This is a genomic window from Vibrio algarum, assembly GCF_028204155.1.
Lineage (GTDB): Bacteria > Pseudomonadota > Gammaproteobacteria > Enterobacterales > Vibrionaceae > Vibrio > Vibrio algarum.
Window position 1 is genome coordinate 2,419,042 of sequence record NZ_JAQLOI010000001.1, and the last position, 17,555, is coordinate 2,436,596.

General features: G+C 42.4%; 12 protein-coding genes and 2 pseudogenes. 5 read left to right on the forward strand and 9 right to left on the reverse strand.

The window, feature by feature from the left end; genetic code table 11:
- Positions 1-9 precede the first annotated feature (9 nt).
- The 3 genes from PGX00_RS11350 to PGX00_RS11360 are packed head-to-tail and all read left to right on the forward strand — an operon-like array spanning position 10 to position 2,743.
- The gene (locus PGX00_RS11350; protein WP_272136309.1) at positions 10-558 is read left to right on the forward strand and encodes a TRAP transporter small permease; all 549 of its coding nucleotides are present in this window, start codon (positions 10-12) and stop codon (positions 556-558) included.
- Complete coding sequence (locus PGX00_RS11355) at positions 555-1,862, forward strand: TRAP transporter large permease (RefSeq protein WP_272136311.1); 1,308 nt, start codon at positions 555-557, stop codon at positions 1,860-1,862. The genes PGX00_RS11350 and PGX00_RS11355 overlap by 4 nt, the downstream gene beginning before the upstream one ends.
- 11 nt (positions 1,863-1,873) lie before the next feature.
- Positions 1,874-2,743 (forward strand): dioxygenase family protein, encoded by an 870-nt coding sequence (locus PGX00_RS11360; protein ID WP_272136315.1) that lies wholly within the window; start codon positions 1,874-1,876, stop codon positions 2,741-2,743.
- Positions 2,744-2,828: 85 nt separating this feature from the next.
- Here the strand turns inward: PGX00_RS11360 and PGX00_RS11365 are convergent, their stop codons facing one another.
- The 9 genes and pseudogenes from PGX00_RS11365 to PGX00_RS11405 all read right to left on the reverse strand — a co-directional run bounded on the left by PGX00_RS11365 (position 2,829) and on the right by PGX00_RS11405 (position 13,245).
- Positions 2,829-3,383, reverse strand: a complete 555-nt coding sequence (locus PGX00_RS11365) for a hypothetical protein (protein WP_272136317.1) — start codon at positions 3,381-3,383, stop codon at positions 2,829-2,831.
- On the reverse strand, positions 3,380-3,877 hold the full coding sequence (locus PGX00_RS11370; protein WP_272136320.1) for a hypothetical protein: 498 nt from the start codon (positions 3,875-3,877) through the stop codon (positions 3,380-3,382). Before PGX00_RS11370 ends, PGX00_RS11365 begins: the two co-directional genes overlap by 4 nt.
- A gap of 283 nt (positions 3,878-4,160) precedes the next feature.
- Positions 4,161-5,143 (reverse strand): annotated as a pseudogene (gene trhO, locus PGX00_RS11375) (oxygen-dependent tRNA uridine(34) hydroxylase TrhO).
- A gap of 446 nt (positions 5,144-5,589) precedes the next feature.
- Entirely contained in the window at positions 5,590-7,005 is a 1,416-nt protein-coding gene (locus tag PGX00_RS11380; protein ID WP_272136325.1) for a TolC family protein, read from the reverse strand.
- Positions 7,006-7,021: 16 nt separating this feature from the next.
- A pseudogene (locus PGX00_RS11385) lies at positions 7,022-8,982 on the reverse strand (MacB family efflux pump subunit).
- Positions 8,983-8,985: 3 nt separating this feature from the next.
- Positions 8,986-10,215, reverse strand: a complete 1,230-nt coding sequence (locus PGX00_RS11390; RefSeq protein WP_272136327.1) for an efflux RND transporter periplasmic adaptor subunit — start codon at positions 10,213-10,215, stop codon at positions 8,986-8,988.
- 24 nt (positions 10,216-10,239) lie between these two features.
- Positions 10,240-11,037, reverse strand: coding sequence for a YbhB/YbcL family Raf kinase inhibitor-like protein (locus PGX00_RS11395; protein ID WP_272136329.1), 798 nt, complete (start codon positions 11,035-11,037; stop codon positions 10,240-10,242).
- A gap of 87 nt (positions 11,038-11,124) precedes the next feature.
- Entirely contained in the window at positions 11,125-12,552 is a 1,428-nt protein-coding gene (locus PGX00_RS11400; RefSeq protein WP_272136331.1) for a sensor histidine kinase, read from the reverse strand.
- A gap of 9 nt (positions 12,553-12,561) precedes the next feature.
- Entirely contained in the window at positions 12,562-13,245 is a 684-nt protein-coding gene (locus tag PGX00_RS11405; protein WP_272136333.1) for a response regulator transcription factor, read from the reverse strand.
- 325 nt (positions 13,246-13,570) lie between these two features.
- Here PGX00_RS11405 and PGX00_RS11410 point away from each other — a divergent pair, with 325 nt between their 5' ends.
- Both PGX00_RS11410 and PGX00_RS11415 read left to right on the forward strand, forming a co-directional pair.
- Entirely contained in the window at positions 13,571-15,115 is a 1,545-nt protein-coding gene (locus PGX00_RS11410; RefSeq protein WP_272136336.1) for a methyl-accepting chemotaxis protein, read from the forward strand.
- 82 nt (positions 15,116-15,197) lie between these two features.
- Positions 15,198-17,480 carry a putative bifunctional diguanylate cyclase/phosphodiesterase gene (locus PGX00_RS11415; RefSeq protein ID WP_272136338.1) on the forward strand — a complete coding sequence of 761 codons (2,283 nt, stop codon included), beginning with the start codon at positions 15,198-15,200 and terminating at the stop codon, positions 17,478-17,480.
- The last annotated feature ends 75 nt before the right edge of the window (positions 17,481-17,555 follow it).

A 17,555-nucleotide genomic window follows, 5' to 3' on the forward strand; every position in this document is an offset into this window, starting at 1 on the left:
GTCCAATTAATGCTTAGTTTATTGATAAAGGTAGTAAAGCCTTTTTCACGCATCACTAATGGCATCGCTATGGTCGCTAACACAGCAGGAACACTCGTCGTGTTGCTGCTCGTGTTGGCTGTAGATTATGACGTGATAGCGAGAGGCTTATTTAATAAACCTTTTATGGGGGCGGTAGAAGTCGTGCAATTTTCTATGGTTCTTATTGTATTTTTACAATTACCCGATGTTATACGAGTGAATCGATTAACACGCTCAGAAGGCTTTTTAGTTTTGATGAGACCAAGATTTCCTCGATTTACTCAGTTTGTAAGAAAAGTCATAGACGCTATTTCTGCACTGTTAATGGTGTTAATCGCTATAGCTATCTGGCCTGAGTTTTTAGATATGTTAGAGACCAAAGATTACTTTGGAATACCCGGCGTATTTATCGCTCCATGGTGGCCAATAAAACTCACCATATTTTTGAGTGCTGTACTCTGCTCTTTAATATTTATATTCAAGGTTATTTTGGGTGACCAAAAAGCAGACTCACCAACGTTAGGAGACAAATCATGAGTCCTATGGAAATTGGTTCCCTTTCTGTTATCGCGATTATTATTTGTGTTTATATTGGTGTGTATATTCCTGTTGCATTAAGTATGGTTTCTATCGCAGCAATATGGTTACTAAGAGATGATTTTGAACTCTCTATTAATCTTCTCAAGATCGCTGTTTCTGACAGTGTGATGGAGTACACCTTTGCAACTGTGCCTTTATTTACCTTTATGGGGCTGATTGTATCAAAAGCTGGAATGGGTTCAGACATCTATCAGGTAATGAACTCCGGCTTTAAAAATGTTAAAGGTGGGATCGGCATGGCGACTGTCGGTGCCAACGGTATTTTTGCAGCCGTCACCGGTTCGTCTATCGCATCCGCATCGGTTTTTGCAAAAGTATCGGTTCCGCAGATGTTGAAGTATGGCTATAACCCACGCTTCGCTGTAGGTGTCGTTGCTGGTTCTTCTGTTTTAGGCATGATTATTCCACCGTCTGCAATGCTGATCATCTACGCATTTGTAGCAGAGCAATCCGTCGGCGATATGTTTTTAGCGGGTGTTGTCCCTGGTTTGCTTCTCACCTTAACTTACATGATATCTATCTGGGTAATGGGTCGATTTTTCACCAACTTTATTGGAGGAACCGCGTTTGTAGAATCTGACTGGATGTCTTTGCGCGAAATACTTGAAAAAACTGTCCCTCTAATTGCGTTGATAACCATTGTATTAGGTGGCATTTATACTGGGTGGTTAACACCGGTTGAAGCTGGTGCTGCGGGCGCAGCTTGTGGCCTTGTTATCGCATTTGCTCGACGAAAAATGACGCTAAGAATATTTTGGGAAGCACTTATAGAAACCGGACACATTACCGCTTCAATATTATTCCTTATAACCGCAGCGTCGATATATAGCCGTATGTTAGGAATCGCGGGGTTACCGAACGAACTAGCAGAAATGCTTGAACAACATCAAATGACCATTTTCATGACCATGTTTATTTATGTTTGTTTAATGCTTTTTCTAGGCACGTTGCTGGATACCGCATCCGTCATATTAATTGTTGTCCCTCTATTTTTACCACTGATTGAACCCATGGGTTTGAGCTTAGTCTGGTTTGGCATAGTGACCGTAGTTGGTGCCGAAATTGGCTTGCTTACACCGCCTCTGGGAATCAGTTGTTTTGTTATTAAGTCCAGTTTAGACGATGAACGGATCAGCCTCAAAGATGTATTTATGGGCGCTCTTCCATTTGCATTTGTAATGCTCTTAGTACTGATAGTATTAATTAAATATCCAGTATTGAGCATAGGAATTTTGAATTAAAAGGATAGAACATGCGAACTGTTACTGCAGAAAATATTACCGACACCTTTATTGGTTATTTTGGTGACGATACAGACCCGAGAGTAAAACAGATAATGTCTAGCCTTGCACAACATCTGCATGGCTTTGTTAAGGAAACACAGTTAACACACGATGAATGGCGACTTGCCCTTGAACTGCTTAAATGGACGGGTGACATTACCACAGACGAAAGAAATGAATTTGTACTTCTCTCGGATGTACTTGGTGTCAGCTCGCTAGTGGATATGATTAACTCTCATCCAGAAGCCACTAGCTCAAGCGTATTAGGCCCATTTCATGTATCCGATGCGCCACCGATGGACCTAGGCGCTGATTTCAAACGTCATTATGAAGGTGAAATCATTCTTGTTGAAGGTGTTGTAAAGGATACCTCTGGTAACCCTATAGCAGGTGCCACTATCGATATTTGGCAAACAGCGCCAAACGGCATGTATTCATCTCAAGATGAAGAGCAAGACATCAATAGCTTCCACGGTATTTTTACCACAGACGAAAATGGACGCTACGCCTTCACAACCGTTCGTCCTGTAAGTTATACCGTACCAAGTGACGGCCCCGTAGGTAAACTTTTAGATGCCACTGGTCGTCACCCTTGGAGACCCTCCCATCTTCACTACATTGTGAACGCTGAAGGCTATCGTTCTTTGGTTACTGAAGTATTCCCTGATGATGACCCATATTTGGACCAAGACACTGTCTTCGGGGTTCGAGAGGACCTCGTCACCACGTATAAGCCTCAAAAAGCAGGTACATTTCCAGAGGAAGGTTTTGAATTGTCAGGAAAAGTAGACGGGCCTTATTCACGTATTGATTTTGACCCTATTTTGTTAAAGAAGTAGGGTACTAAATACCTAGCGGATAAGCGATATCAGCTATATTCTCGCCCTCAAAAATGAGGGTGAGAATAGCTTTAACCAAATGATATTATTGAATTAAATTAGTCACCCAGTCGGTAACAAATATCAGTACACTAATCAGTAACCCTTCTCCAACAGCGACCGCTAAGATAATTTGCTTTCGAGCCAGCCCCGCTAACCTTGCTAAATAAACAATCAACTCAGTAAAAACTAATGGGAAAAACGCCCAACCAGCAATAGCCGGAATACCCATGGTATTAATCCAGTGTTGAGCACGTTTAATGGCTTTACCCGGTAGTGCATTTATACGTTTCTGCATATCCAAATAATCGATAGCTAGGCAAACCAAATAAGAAGAGACACAAGACATTGTCAGCGTAACCAAAAAGAGCAGCCACGGTTCTATGGCACTTGCCATCATCAAAATAATGGGCATTGTTGGGATAAAAAGTAACCCTCTTAAAGAAATGATAAGCGCATAGACCGTTAAAAAGTACCATTGATACGTTTCTATTCCTTCTTGCATTTCATCAATGCTATAGGTGTTATTTAGCCAGTTCATACCCAAAATAGCCGTGACGACGATACCAAGCCATATAAGAAGCTTTAAATGCGAAGTCATCGCTTACCTCCTCCCTTTTTATCTGGGCAAGTTTGATGTAATCGTGCTGCTTCACAACTTTTTTTACTATGACAGCGTAACCCTGAAACCTGCCAAGATACGTCTATTGTTCTATGCTTAGCGATGATCGTGTACTGGCAGCGCTCGGGGTAATCATGAACAACCAATATCCGAGCGAAAAAGGTGCTTTTATTTCTACTTTCAGGTAACTGGCTCTCTAACTGCTCAAAGATACTTTCATCGTCTATCGCTTGTTTATCTATTTCCCATTCAGCTATCAGTTCACTCTTGGTCAGTACCTTATGATCGGTAAACTTATATTTGGGTAAAATTTCTAAACCAGTATTTAGTACACTTTTAAAAATAGGAGGAATATACACCGCACACAAAATCGTGAGGAATATAGAAATGACAAGAGCAATGATAACTCGAAATACCATTCTCATTACTTTGGAGCTCAGGAAAGTAACCTTTACCTTTTCAGACAACTTCATCAAAAACACCCCTAAAGTAAAATGAACTGTATTAGTACGCTTAAAGCGTCTAAAAAAAGATAACTATGAGTGATAAGTTAACCAGTTGAATAGTCAAAAGCAATCTGAAACGTAAAGATAGTGACGAACAAAGCCTTGCAACTAAACTAGGAGGTAGGATCATGATTCTTGTAGCGGACCCATCATTCCCATAGGCGCTATCGTCATTCTCGTGAATACGGGAATCTGGGTAATTGTAGACCTCCACTTTCGTGGAGATCATGTGGGTTTATTTTCAATCACTTCATTTATGTCCTGAACGCTGCTGCTCTTTCAACGCTCGTTTTTCCTTTTTACGTTGTTCAATTAGATACGCCGCTTCGCCACCTACGTGGGTTTCACCGCGCGCTTTGGCCAGCTGTACTTGTTTTTCACGTTCGCGAAAGCGTGCTTTTTGCTCGTCGCTGTGCTTATCAATGCACTTAGGGCAGCTAACCCCTTTTTCAAAATGTTCCGACGCTTGCTCTTCACTTGTGATGGGTAGTCGGCACGCATTACACACATCGTAGCTACTTTTTCTAGTTGATGATTAACGGCAACACGCCCGTCAAAAACATAGCAATCGCCTTGCCACAGACTTTCATCTTCCGGTACTTCTTCTAGGTACTTAAGAATGCCACCTTCAAGATGGTACACTTCATCAAAGCCTTGCTCTTTCATGTAGGCGGTTGATTTTTCACAACGAATACCACCAGTACAGAACATGGCAACTTTCTTATGCTTGGCAGGGTCTAAATTATCCGCAACGTATTGTGGAAACTCGCGGAACGTTTCAGTATTAGGATTCAGCGCATTTTTAAATGTTCCGATATCGACTTCATAGTCATTACGAGTATCAACCAATAGTACTTCTGGGTCCGAAATTAGATCGTTCCATTCGCTAGGCTTAACATAAGTTCCGACTACGTTAAGAGGGTCGATCCCTTCTATTCCCATCGTCACGATCTCTTTTTTCAGTTTGACCTTAGTGCGATTAAAAGGCTGTTCTTCACTGAATGACTCTTTGTAAACCACATTGGCTAGACGAGCATCGTGTTTAAACCATTGCAGCAAATTATCTATTGATTCTCGTTTACCTGCGACAGTGCCATTAATCCCCTCACTGGCAAGTAACAAAGTACCGCGTATTTTGTTTTGTTTTAAGAATTCGGTTAACGGCTGGCGAATTTCTTGATAATCATTTAACGTGACAAACTTGTAAAGCGCACAAACAACGTATTGAGACATAGTTTTTCCTTCTGCGAACTGGAACGTAAATCCAGAGCATCTGTTCATTTTCTTATACCAAACTAAGTAAAATGATGATTGATTACTTTTTTGATACGGGTGATTAAATCGCGGGAAGTATAACCAAGCGCAGGCAGGACAAAAACCAACTAAAAATAGGGCTATTTACCAGTATATAATATGCAGACATATAGAATTATAAAATGCAGGGTTTAGCCTATCAAAGTGACATAAATACAAACAGCACCACTTTATAGTAATGCCGTTCGGTTAGTGCTAAATACTTCCTCATTCTCGTGAAAACGGGAATCTTGGCTGTGCTAGTTCCCCATTTTCATGGGGATGACGTCGGTTTTCGTCGGGATTACTGGTTTAAATGACCTTAACCGAACAGCATTAGCCACTTTATCGGGCGCTGTTTGTATTTATAAAAATATCTATTTCACTTAACTCTTGGGGGCTATATCACCACCACCTAAAGATTGATAAAGCTTAACCTGAGTTAAAAACTGATTATATCGATTTACCAACACCGATGATTCAATACTGCGTCTCGACTCCATGGCATTAATCCAATCAATCATGTCACTCGCTCCATTTTGATATCGGCTGGCATAGATACGCTCTATCTCCTTAGCGTTTACATACTGCTCTTTAATAACGTTACCTTGATAGCGGTAGCTCTCTTTTGTAGTCAATAAATTGGCCACCTCTTCAAATGCTTGATAGATCGTGTCTCTATAGTCGACAACGGCCATCTCATAGTCGACTTGGGAGATACTTTTGTTCAGCTCCATTTGATTCCACTCTAAAAAAGGTAAGACAATTCCACTGCCTAATTTGGCGACCGGGTTTTGTAATAACTCCACCAAATTTGAAGACGAGGTACTTAGTGAACCGGTTAGCGTCAATGTGGGCATATAGCTTGCTGCTATCGCATCTTTGCTCGCGAGCGATGATTTTAGTGCATACAAACTGGCTTTTACATCCGGTCTGCGAAGCAACAAATCAGCGGGTATTCCAGCCTCCACATCAGGTACAGGCCTTGCCGATAATTGGTCGATAGTCACACCCGTATCCTGTAAAGGTTGATTAAGCAATATAGATATGGCGTTTTGAGTTTCTGATAGCTCTTGTTGCAATTGATTTAATTGAACCTTTTGAGTAAACAAGGTTTGAGTCGACTCAAGCACTTCTAAATAGGTGGCAGAACCCGTGTCATACTTATTTTTAGTCAAGGTCGCAACGCGCTCTGTACCTATGATGTTCTGCTCTGTCAGCGCTAGCATCTGATTTAGGTAAGCCACTTTCCAATACAACGTCGCTGTCGTCACAACCAAACTTTGCGCCGTGCTTTCTCTGTCTTCATAACTTGCTCTTGCTGTCCATTCATCGGCATCGGCAGCAGCATCTACACGACCCCAAAGGTCCAACTCATAGCTCAAGGATAAACTCGTACTAGAGCTGTTCTCTGTGCTATCGCTGTCAATATCATACTCCGAAGATGAATCCTGTGAAAAACTCACGTTCGGTACTTTGTTGTTTTCACTCACGCCAGCGACCAAACGTGCTTTTCTTAGCGTAAGTGTCGCTTTTGCCATGTCGCTATTAAACGCCAACACCTGATCGATTAAACTATTTAACTGCGGGTCTTCGAATAACGTCCACCACTCATCAACTTGAATCACCGCCGCTTCTTTTTGATTTTGTGGCTCAACATTCATGTCCAGCTCTAACTTCTCGGGCCAAATTCCCGGGACGTCTAATTCTGGCGATTGATAATCACTGCGCATGGCGCTGCACCCAAACAGCGTGGTTGCGCATAACATCAACGCAATAGAACTATGTAATCTTGTTTTCATTTTATTATTCCTCGCCCTAATCTCTTGAGAGCGCATCAACAGGGTTAAGTTTTGCGGCATTACGGGCAGGAAGATAGCCAAATAAAATACCTATTAGCGTCGAACAGGCAAAGGCCGCAATGACGGACGAACTGGTATAAATCATCTGGAAGTCGCTGCCAGTGTAGGCAAAGATGACCCCGACCATATAAGCAAGTCCAATACCCAATGCCCCACCACAAAAGCAGACCAATACCGCTTCAATCAGGAACTGACGCATAATGTCAGTCTGTCTAGCGCCCACCGCCATACGTATGCCTATTTCTCGCGTCCGCTCTGTTACAGATACCAACATGATATTCATCACGCCAATACCACCAACGACCAGAGATATAAACGCAATAGCCGAAATAAGCATGGTCATGGTTTGTGAGGTCTGCTCAATACTTTTGCGCACCGTGTCGGTGTTAATAGTGAAGAAGTCCACCAACCCATGACGCATGGTCAGTAGGCTAATAATGCCTTGTTCTGCTGCATCGCTAGAGACATCATCTTTAACTCTTACGGTGATATCACTGACATAATTTTGTCGAAAGATTCGCCCTGAGACCGTTGTATAAGGTAGCCAGATATTCAGTTCATCGCTGTTGTCAGACACACTTTCAATCGGTTCTGTTACGCCAATCACCCGAACAGGAAGACGCCCAAGAAAAATGACGCTGCCAAGCGCCTCACCATCAGAAAAAAGCTCTTCTTCTGTGTTTGCGTCAATAATGGCAACTTGTTCCAATGTTTCGACGCTATCTTCACCAAAGTATTGCCCTTGCGCTAAATCATAACCCCGCACACGGAAAAACTCCGTACCCACTCCTTGAACCGAGCCACTGACGGTTTCACTAGAATAGCGAATAGCCACATTCGCTCGCACCGTTGGTGTAACGCTGTCGATAAATGGTAATGTTTTAAGTGCCACCGCATCTTCCGCGGTCAGCGAACGAACTCGGCCAGAACGACGGTCTCCTCGCCCTGTTCCGGGCTTGATTTCAATGGTATTGGTTCCCATTGAGGCTATATTGTCTAAGATTGCCTGCTGCGACCCTGTGCCTAATGCGACAACCGATACAACAGATGCAATACCGATAATAATACCCAGCATAGTAAGAAAGGTGCGTAAACGGTGGTTGGACATGGCAAGCATCGCCATTTTCAGTGCCTCAAAATATCCTGTCCAATTTATGGTGAACTTTGCTTTTTTCTTTTTTCTTTTGAAGCTTCACGGCTTACAACAGACTGACTAAGATCGACCATCGGGCGATGTTGCTGGTCACCAATCACCTCGCCGTCTTTTATTTCAATGACTCTATCTGCAAACCCGGCCACATGAGGGTCATGAGTAACCAAAATAATGGTATGACCATCTTTGTGTAGCTCTTGAAGAAGCTTCATCATCTCCTCGCCACTACTGCTGTCTAACGCACCAGTCGGCTCATCCGCAAGAATTACGTCACCACCATTGACTAATGCTCTGGCAACACTGACTCGTTGCTGCTGGCCACCACTAAGCTGGCTTGGTCTATGATCGAGCCGATCACTTAAACCAAGACGGGTAAGAAGATTTGTTGCTTTTTCTTGTCGTAACTGTTTGTCTTCATTGGCGTATAACGCTGGAACTTCCACATTTCCTAAAGCGGTTAAATCACCTAAAAGATGATATCGCTGAAAGATAAATCCGAAGTGTTCACGTCTAAGTTTCGCAAGCTCGTCTTCACCCATAACAGACGTGTCTTGTCCGTTGATGAAGTAACTCCCTTTACTCGGCTTATCTAAGCAACCAAGGATATTCATTAGGGTCGATTTACCTGAACCAGACGTCCCAATAATAGCGATCATCTCACCACGATGAATCTGCAGGTTAATATCTTTTAGAACCGTCAGCTCCTGCTCACCAGCGTAGAAAGAACGGCCGACACCGACAATATTTAAAAGTGCTTCAGCCATATCTTATCGCCCCATGCCTGGTCCGGGACCACCTTGTCCAGGCATTCCGCCCTGTTGAGAAGCGCCTAACGATAGTCCAGAAACCGTCACACTAGAACCAGTCGACTCACCGACAACCACCTCTTCACCTTCGTTAAGGCCAGACAGTATTTGAGCGTACACTTTATTGTTGATACCTACTTTAACATCTCGATACTCAACAGATTCTCCACGTTTAACTTGAACCTGATAAGACGGCGTTGGCCCCGGCTTCTCAACCAATATTTGTGATGGGACAAGCAAGGCGTCTTCAGCGCTTTGCAAAACAACCGATACTTGAGCGGTCATCCCGATACGCAACATATTTTCTGGGTTCTCTACATCAAAGAGCGCGTTATAGTAAATCGCTTCATCATCGCCGATCATAAGGTCGCTATCATCACCATTTAACAGTGTCGGACCCGGCTCAATCGCTCTTAACGTTCCGTGAAATTTCTTGCCAGTTGCACCCAAAATTGTGAAATAAACTTCCTGGCCAGCCCTCACATTGATGATGTCGGCTTCAGAAACTTGCGCCTTAATGGTCATCACATCTAATTGCGCCAACTCAATAATGCTCGGCGTACCTTGATTATTGTTGACGGTTTGTCCCTCCTCCACTGATACATAAATCACCGTGCCATCAATTGGGGAGCTAATTGTCGTGTAACCAAGATCCAGCAAGGCATTATCGACACTAATAATCGATTTCTCTTTTTCAGCACTTAACTGATCCAGATCCGCTCGATAAACGGCCAACGTCGATTCCGCAGTGTCATAATCCGATTGAGACGTAGCACCATCTTTAAGCATCTTTTTCTTGCGATTGAACTCCGACAATGCGCCTTTTATCTGAGCTTGCTTTGCTCGGTACTGTGCTTCAATACTTTTGAGCGAGGCTTCTGCTTCTTTAAGTGCATTCTGTTGCGTTAGGTTGTCGATTTGGGCAATCAAACTCCCCTGCTTTATCTCATCGCCTAACTGAACATCTATTTTTTCGATCAAACCTGAAACCTGAGCACCGACGCTAACCAATTTGGACGGATATAGCACACCGTTAGTTAGCACCACGCTTTCAATATCTCCACGTTTGACTACATCGGTAGTAAACACACGCTGAACCTGTCCCTCCATTGTGTATTTATACCCAACACCTGCAACGATGCCTCCGACGAGAACAAGCAACACCAATGTCTTTTTAATACTGTTTTTCATTTGAATCTCTTGAGTTTTCTTAAGTTATTTTTTTTCAATGTTCGATGTAACGAGCGAATCGATAACGGGCGCGCACGGTGGCATTCCAGATGGTGGCTCCTTAGGTTCTTTTTCTTCTGTGTGATCGCTCGGTTCTGAGTTTGGCTTTAATCGAGGTTTTGGTGGCGATTGGCAGCTTCGCGTAAAGCTAACGGTTAGAGAATCTGAATCCAAAATTAAACCACTCATATGTTTTCTGAGCGTTGATTCTGAAACCGGCTCTATTTCAGAAATATCTAAGAGACTGGAAAGGGCATAAAGATGGAAAGAGTAGTTCTTTTTTCCTGGGCCTTTGGAGCAAGGTGGTGAATATTCATTGTTACTGTTAACGACATTGCCACCAAGGGTTCCAACCGAGTTTCCGGTAGTGACACCAGAAGTGTCCACAGGGATGTTGTACATTGTCCAATACCAGCGTAACCCTTCAGCCTTAGCTGATTTTGGTGGGGGCGGTGGCCTATTTTCTTCCTTACTAGATAATTGGGATTCTGGTTTTGACTCTAGTTCTAGATCTAACTCTGGTTCTAGATCTAACTTTGATTTCGAATCAACCCTCGTGTCAGGCATATGATCCATAATCACAACCAAACTCTGAGTTTCATCCGGTACACCGCTCCAATTTAACGGTGGCGAAATACCTTCACCTTCACAGGTAAATTGAACGGGTAATAACGCTCCATCGGAAAAAGCGGGGCTGGTCAGTTCGAGGGATTCATTGGCCTTAGTGGCCGCAGAAATAAACAGTGTCAGGGTTACAATCGGGACAATGATTTTTGCATGCATAACCTAAATTCCATATCGATTAAAGTAACTATTTTATGAGTTACCCTAAGTCTATCGATTAGGATTCGGAGATGGATGACAATACTGTCATTTAACGATTGGTAACAACAACCTCATAGAAAAAACATCGTTTTCACTTGGTTCAAGAATAAGATCACCACCATGCGCACGGGCAATTTCTTTCGCTAAACTTAGCCCTAAACCACTACCAGATATACCTTGCGTATAGTCTGGTTCTCCTCGATAAAAGCGCTCAAAAAGCTGGTTCCTAACTTCGTTTGAAATTGGCTGGCAAGCGTTACTAATACGAATTTCTAAAGTGGTTCCTGTCAAATTGGTTTGAATGGATACTCCTTTATCAAAAATACTGTAGCGCATGACATTGACTAGCAAATTATTAAAAAGTTGCCTTAGCAGAACGATATCACCTTTTAAAATAAGATTTTTTTCAATAGAACAGTGCAGTATCAGATCATCTGAAAGCAACTCCATATCGGCTGTCAGTTCATCTAATAACTCGGTCATGTTTATCGGTTCTAGATGAAGCGCCATAGATCCAGAATCGGCCTGCGAAAGTAGTAACAATTTACGAGTGATCGCCGACAAGTGCCCCACTTCGTCAAGAATAGCATTAAGATCTAATTGGGAAGGATTTTCACAATTAACCGCTTGTTCAAGCTTGCCTCTTAACACTGTTAGAGGTGTTTTAAGCTCATGGGCAGCATCGGCGGTAAAGCGTGACGTTTGCTGAAAGCTTTCTTCCAATCGATTCAGCATAGTATTGTAAGTATTGATGAGTAATTTAAATTCTTTATCTTCTTTGTGCTCAGGCAAGCGGTGGCTGAGATCTTTCTGGGTCACCAACGCCATCGACTTGTGCAAGCGATTTATCGGCCGAATGGTATTGCTAGCGATAAACCATGCTCCAAGAATACTAAGTAATAGTGAGAAAGGAATAACAACAATTATTGTCGATTGTAAGGTACTTTCTAATTCACGGTTCGTGGCAGCAACGTCAACAGCCATAAAGCTCTGCGTCGTTGGGGTTTGATAAAAACTGGCGCGCCACTGGTTGTTCTGGTGTTCAAAAAACGCATACTGACAAAGCGGCTCGCTTCTTTTGCTACTGGGTGGTTCTGATATGTCTGCATCAATCCAATTTAGATTGCTGATGATGTGCTGCACATCATCACCTTTCGACTTTGTTAAGATGCCATCCTTATTAGATTCAACCAATATCATTAATTGCTCAGAAGAACTGACACGTAGCTTGTCCACTAAGTCGTCAATCAGTTTGCTACCTGACAACTCTCTGTCTTTTGACATCAACAAATTTGGCGGGGGACTATTTATACCATGCTTTGGCATAATACGTTTTGCTTCCATACAAAGGCGAGAATCGAGATGATCAAGTTCCACCTTCATAATACGCGACCAACTTAGAGTAACCACCACTGCAAGCACTGCGCTCACGGTGAGAATAGAGATGGTAAAAATGCGAGTGCGAAAATACATTCAATAACCTTAACGAGGGGTTAAACGGTAACCAGTACCGCGTACCGATTCAATTGCACCCACCATTTTTCCTGCACTCTCTAGCGAAGCAAGTTTGCGACGGATCCGTTTAATGCACACGTCCACCACATTGGTACAAGGGTCAAAATCGTACCCCCAAACATGCTCCAACAATTGCCCCCGGGTTAATACTTGATTCGGTGAACGCATCAGATGTTCTAATAAACTAAATTCTCGGCTAGTCAATTCGATAGATTGATCGTGACAGTTGATACTTCGATTAATGCAATCAAGTCTTAAGGAGCCTACTTCAACCACGTGTTGTTGCGTACCTTCGTGGCGTCTGAGTAATGCATGGATACGAGCATTTAATTCTTCCACATAGAAAGGTTTTGCTAAATAGTCGTCTGCACCCATCTCTAAACCCTGAACCCTATCACCCAATTCATTACGCGCTGTAAGGAGAATAATTGGCGTATCTATACCTGCTTGACGAAGAGAGCGAAGAATATCCAACCCATCACGGCCCGGGAGCATAATGTCGAGAATGATAACATGGTGAGTATTTTTACTTGCTACCTCATAACCTTGATTGCCATCGGAACAGTGTGTGACATCAAAATTTTTTGCACGCAAACCGTCACAGATAAAATCCGCTATTTTTTGTTCATCTTCGACAAGCAATATATTCATTGAGTTGGGTCCTTAGGCGACGAATGAAAGTATGTCACCTGATACGCTGTTCTCGCAACAACTATGACAATATTGTCATTTTAATCGAACAAGGACACATAAATCGAACAAGGAAATCGAACAAGGACACACACCTTAAACCCGTGTTGAAGAGATACGTTAAATGACAAACAAAGCTCACCAGCCATTCGACCCACCTATGCGGATGCTGGAGTTATTGAGCTGGTAAATAAAAATACTTTCTTAACCGCCAAGACAAAGTTAAACTCTAATCTCTTCAATCCCAATCCAACAACATTAACACACTAAAAATCAAAGGCTTTATATGTCAGATGAAAGAGTTAAGTATTCAGAAATGGACAGTTTGATATCTACCACGACCAAAGATAGCCACATCACATATTGCAATGAAGATTTTTGCCAGGTTGCTGGGTACTCGGCAGAAGAACTAAAAGGCCAACCACATAACGTCATACGTCATGAAGACATGCCAAAAGCAGCTTTTGGTCAGTTATGGGCTTACATCCAATCAGGAAAAAGTTGGATGGGGTTGGTTAAAAATAAATGCAAGGGCTCTGGACACTATTGGGTCTCGGCATTCGTGACACCTATTATGGATAAAAACGGTAACGTTTATGAATATCAATCCGTACGGACACAACCAACAGATGAACAGATATCACGAGCAGAAGCCTTATACAAAAAACTAAAATCAGGTTCAGTAACACCAAGAAGAATCCATTGGCTAACGCTTGTCATTGCGCTCATTCCTGTCCATTTAATCGCGGTTTTACTTCATCACGTTGAGCTATACAGTGGGAATGTTGCTTTGACCTTATCTGTTCTTATCTGTCTTTTACAATTGATGTGTGCCATGCGCTTTCGAACGCGTCTTTCTTCGGTAAATAAACACGCCACCGATCAATATGACAACCCTCTAATGGAACAGCCCTATACAGGCCATTGCGACGACTTATCACGCGTCGAGCTGGCAATGATGATGAAAAAAGCGGAACTTAGAGCGGCTACCTCTCGTGCTGATGAAACCTCAGAAGATATATTAACCACTGTTGAAACTGAATCAGCAAACAGCCAGAAAATAGATAGTGAGCTTCAGGAACAAGACATTGCAACGGATGCTATCGCGCAATCTGCAGAACAGATGCTTGCTTCTGTTAACGACGTGTCCCAGCAGGCCGAAAAGAGAACCGAATTTGCACGTAGCGCAGGAGAAAAAGCGAAAGAAGGTGAATCCAAAGTAGATAATGCCGTTAATGCTGTTCAAACATTGGGGGCACAATTAGCTGACTCGTCAGTGACACTTGATAAGCTCAACACCAATGTTGAAAGTATTGAAGACATTTTAGCCATGATTCAAGGTATTTCCGAGCAAACTAATTTGCTCGCACTTAATGCCGCTATCGAAGCCGCTAGAGCAGGTGAATACGGAAGAGGATTTGCTGTCGTTGCTGATGAAGTTCGTTCGCTTTCTGTCAAAACGAATGAGTCTGTTGAAGAGATCCGCTCACGGATAGACATTCTCCAAAAAACCGCTCTCCAAGCCGGAAATATAATGAGAGAAGGCATTACTTCATCAGAACGTAGTGTCGAACTTTCCAATGAAAGCAAATCTGCTTTTCAAGCTATTGTCGATGATATTACTCATATAGGGGAGCAGAGTACGCACGTTTCGCAAGCGCTATCCGAACAAGTTAATGTCGCGAGAACCATTACCGATCACACCCACAGAATGAAAAAGGCGACACGTTCTACAAAATCACTCTCCGAAGAATCCGTCGAAAGAACACAAAAGCTCGTTGCCGACTTAGAGAGCCTTCAACGTTTAGTAAAACAGTTTAGCAAGCGGTAAAAGTTAGTTCGAGGGCGTTTAATCAGCGCCAAATTAACGGGCAAGACAATAAACGGAATAGTGATTAGGGTAACTTAACGGTATGAATCAACCGCGACGCTTAAAGAATATCTGGATGATATTTGTCATCATCTTTATCACGTCATGCACTATGTTTTTTGGTGTGACATATTACAACTGGACTTCAAGCAAGGCGATTGTACTAAGCAAACAACAAACACATGTTGAGCTTTTTAGCAATTCAGTCCTATCATTTTTCGAGTCACAGGAATCACTACTTGATATTCTTGGGGTTCACCTTATCACTCAACATCAATTGCCACAGCATCCCATTCACGACTCCGTTCTTGATAATACAATGAATACCTACCCCGCTTTTTTGGGGCTCGGTCTTGCCGCCTATAACGGACGCCCTTTGATAACGAGTTCTAACTTCGACTTGAGTAAAGTGCCAAATCTTATGAAACTCGAGCAGACCAGAGAGTCATTTATCGAAGCAAGAGACAGCCGGAAGATTCATACTGGACCGACATATACGATAAAAGCACTGGGAAGCCAGACTTTCGCTATGCCTATCCGTAAAGCTATTTTCATACCACGTGACGAATCACCAGCTATTGCGGTGATGACTGCTGGTATTAAATTAGACAATACCCCTATCTTTGGAGGGCATACCGATTTAAAACCTTATCATCAGGTAGAAATAGTACGCAGTGATAAGTTCATTCAATTTAGCACGGAAGGTGAAAGCGTAAATTACACCTCACCGGTCGATGACCGATACTTCGCCTCTTTAGAGCAACATACCAATGACAAACACTATTTCAGTGTTTTCGATTATGAACTGAAAAAGACGAATAAAACATTTCAAATTGTCGCTCATTATGACCCATACCTTGAGTTTTGGTTTGTGTCTAAGATGGACAAACAGTATATATTCAATATTTTCATTACCCGATTTTTCATCAGTTTTTTTATATTTGCGCTATATAACACCGCGTTATTTATGCTCATTCGTTCAATATCCAAATCTGAACAGCAAAATAGGAAAAAATTACTTAAACAAGCAAATCATGACACTTTGACCGGTTTACCAAACCGTTTTTTCTTGCTCGACCAACTTCGCAAAACGATTACTTCCAGTAAGCACATTAGTCACTATCATGCGTTGTTTTTCTTAGACATTGACAACTTTAAAACAATAAACGACATCCATGGGCATGAATATGGCGACACGCTTCTTCAAGAAGCGGCTTCTCGTATCCGACAGTGTCTTCGTGTCGACGATATTCTGGCGCGTTTTGGTGGCGATGAATTTGTCGTTTTATTACCTCAATTAGATGAGTCAAATACTAAAGCTAAGGGTCAGGCAGAGTATATTGTGAATGAATTGCTCACAACTCTTGCTTGTTCTTACTCACTTCACCAACATCAATACCGCAGTAGTGTCAGCATCGGCGTGGTGTTATTTAATAATGATTCGCAGTCTGAATCAGAGCTAATAAAACAGGCTGACATAGCCATGTATCGAGCGAAACGGTCCGGTAAAAATACCGCTTGTTTTTTTGACCCTGAAATGCAAGAAGAAGTGACCAATCAATTTAGTCTTGAAAACGAACTGCGTACTGCCATCACTGAAAAACAGTTTGAGCTTTTCTATCAACCTCAAGTAAATCAGTCTAGTCAATGCATTGGTACAGAAGCGCTAATTCGTTGGATACATCCTGAAAAAGGGCTAATCGGACCGAATCTTTTTATTCCCCTTGCAGAAAAAACGGGGTTAATTATTCCTATCGGTGATTGGGTCTTAAAAACCGCTTGCGAACAATTGAGTCATTGGCAGAAGCGTAAAGAAACCCAACATCTATCACTCTCGGTCAACGTAAGCTACAACCAGTTTCGTCAAGTTGATTTTGTCACTAAAACCCGCGAATTATTGAAAAAGTATGACCTAATAAATGGCACGCTAAAGTTAGAGTTAACCGAAAGTATGCTCGTAAATGACATGGCACAGACGATTGCTCAAATGAACGAACTAAAGAAGCTTGGAGTGGCGTTCTCTCTTGATGATTTCGGTACAGGATACTCGTCTCTCAAATACCTCCAAAAGCTCCCACTGAGTCAATTAAAAATTGACCAGTCTTTTGTTAAAGACATGGAGTCAGATCCTAGCGACCGATCCATCGTGAGAACCATAATTTCAATGTCTGAAGCACTTGGGCTACAGGCCATCGCCGAAGGCGTCGAAACAGTAGCACAAAGAACCATTTTGGAAAAAGAAGGCTGTCTGGTTTATCAGGGGTATTTATACAGCAAGCCCGTACCTATCGCAGAATTTGAAATGTATTTGAAAAACACAGTATAGAATGGCTGTATCCACTAGATAGAACCTAGAAACGCATCTAACAGATAACATTTTCTATTATAGCGAGTGTTATTC

Bases quoted from the DNA above. Each gene is read 5' to 3' on its own strand.
- PGX00_RS11390 (WP_272136327.1), bottom strand. From the start codon at position 10,215: ATGAAAAACAGTATTAAAAAGACATTGGTGTTGCTTGTTCTCGTCGGA.
- PGX00_RS11380 (WP_272136325.1), bottom strand. From the start codon at position 7,005: ATGAAAACAAGATTACATAGTTCTATTGCGTTGATGTTATGCGCAACC.
- PGX00_RS11350 (WP_272136309.1), top strand. From the start codon at position 10: ATGCTTAGTTTATTGATAAAGGTAGTAAAGCCTTTTTCACGCATCACT.
- PGX00_RS11370 (WP_272136320.1), bottom strand. From the start codon at position 3,877: ATGAAGTTGTCTGAAAAGGTAAAGGTTACTTTCCTGAGCTCCAAAGTA.
- PGX00_RS11360 (WP_272136315.1), top strand. From the start codon at position 1,874: ATGCGAACTGTTACTGCAGAAAATATTACCGACACCTTTATTGGTTAT.
- PGX00_RS11395 (WP_272136329.1), bottom strand. From the start codon at position 11,037: ATGCATGCAAAAATCATTGTCCCGATTGTAACCCTGACACTGTTTATT.
- PGX00_RS11410 (WP_272136336.1), top strand. From the start codon at position 13,571: ATGTCAGATGAAAGAGTTAAGTATTCAGAAATGGACAGTTTGATATCT.
- PGX00_RS11355 (WP_272136311.1), top strand. From the start codon at position 555: ATGAGTCCTATGGAAATTGGTTCCCTTTCTGTTATCGCGATTATTATT.
- PGX00_RS11415 (WP_272136338.1), top strand. From the start codon at position 15,198: ATGAATCAACCGCGACGCTTAAAGAATATCTGGATGATATTTGTCATC.
- PGX00_RS11365 (WP_272136317.1), bottom strand. From the start codon at position 3,383: ATGACTTCGCATTTAAAGCTTCTTATATGGCTTGGTATCGTCGTCACG.
- PGX00_RS11405 (WP_272136333.1), bottom strand. From the start codon at position 13,245: ATGAATATATTGCTTGTCGAAGATGAACAAAAAATAGCGGATTTTATC.
- PGX00_RS11400 (WP_272136331.1), bottom strand. From the start codon at position 12,552: ATGTATTTTCGCACTCGCATTTTTACCATCTCTATTCTCACCGTGAGC.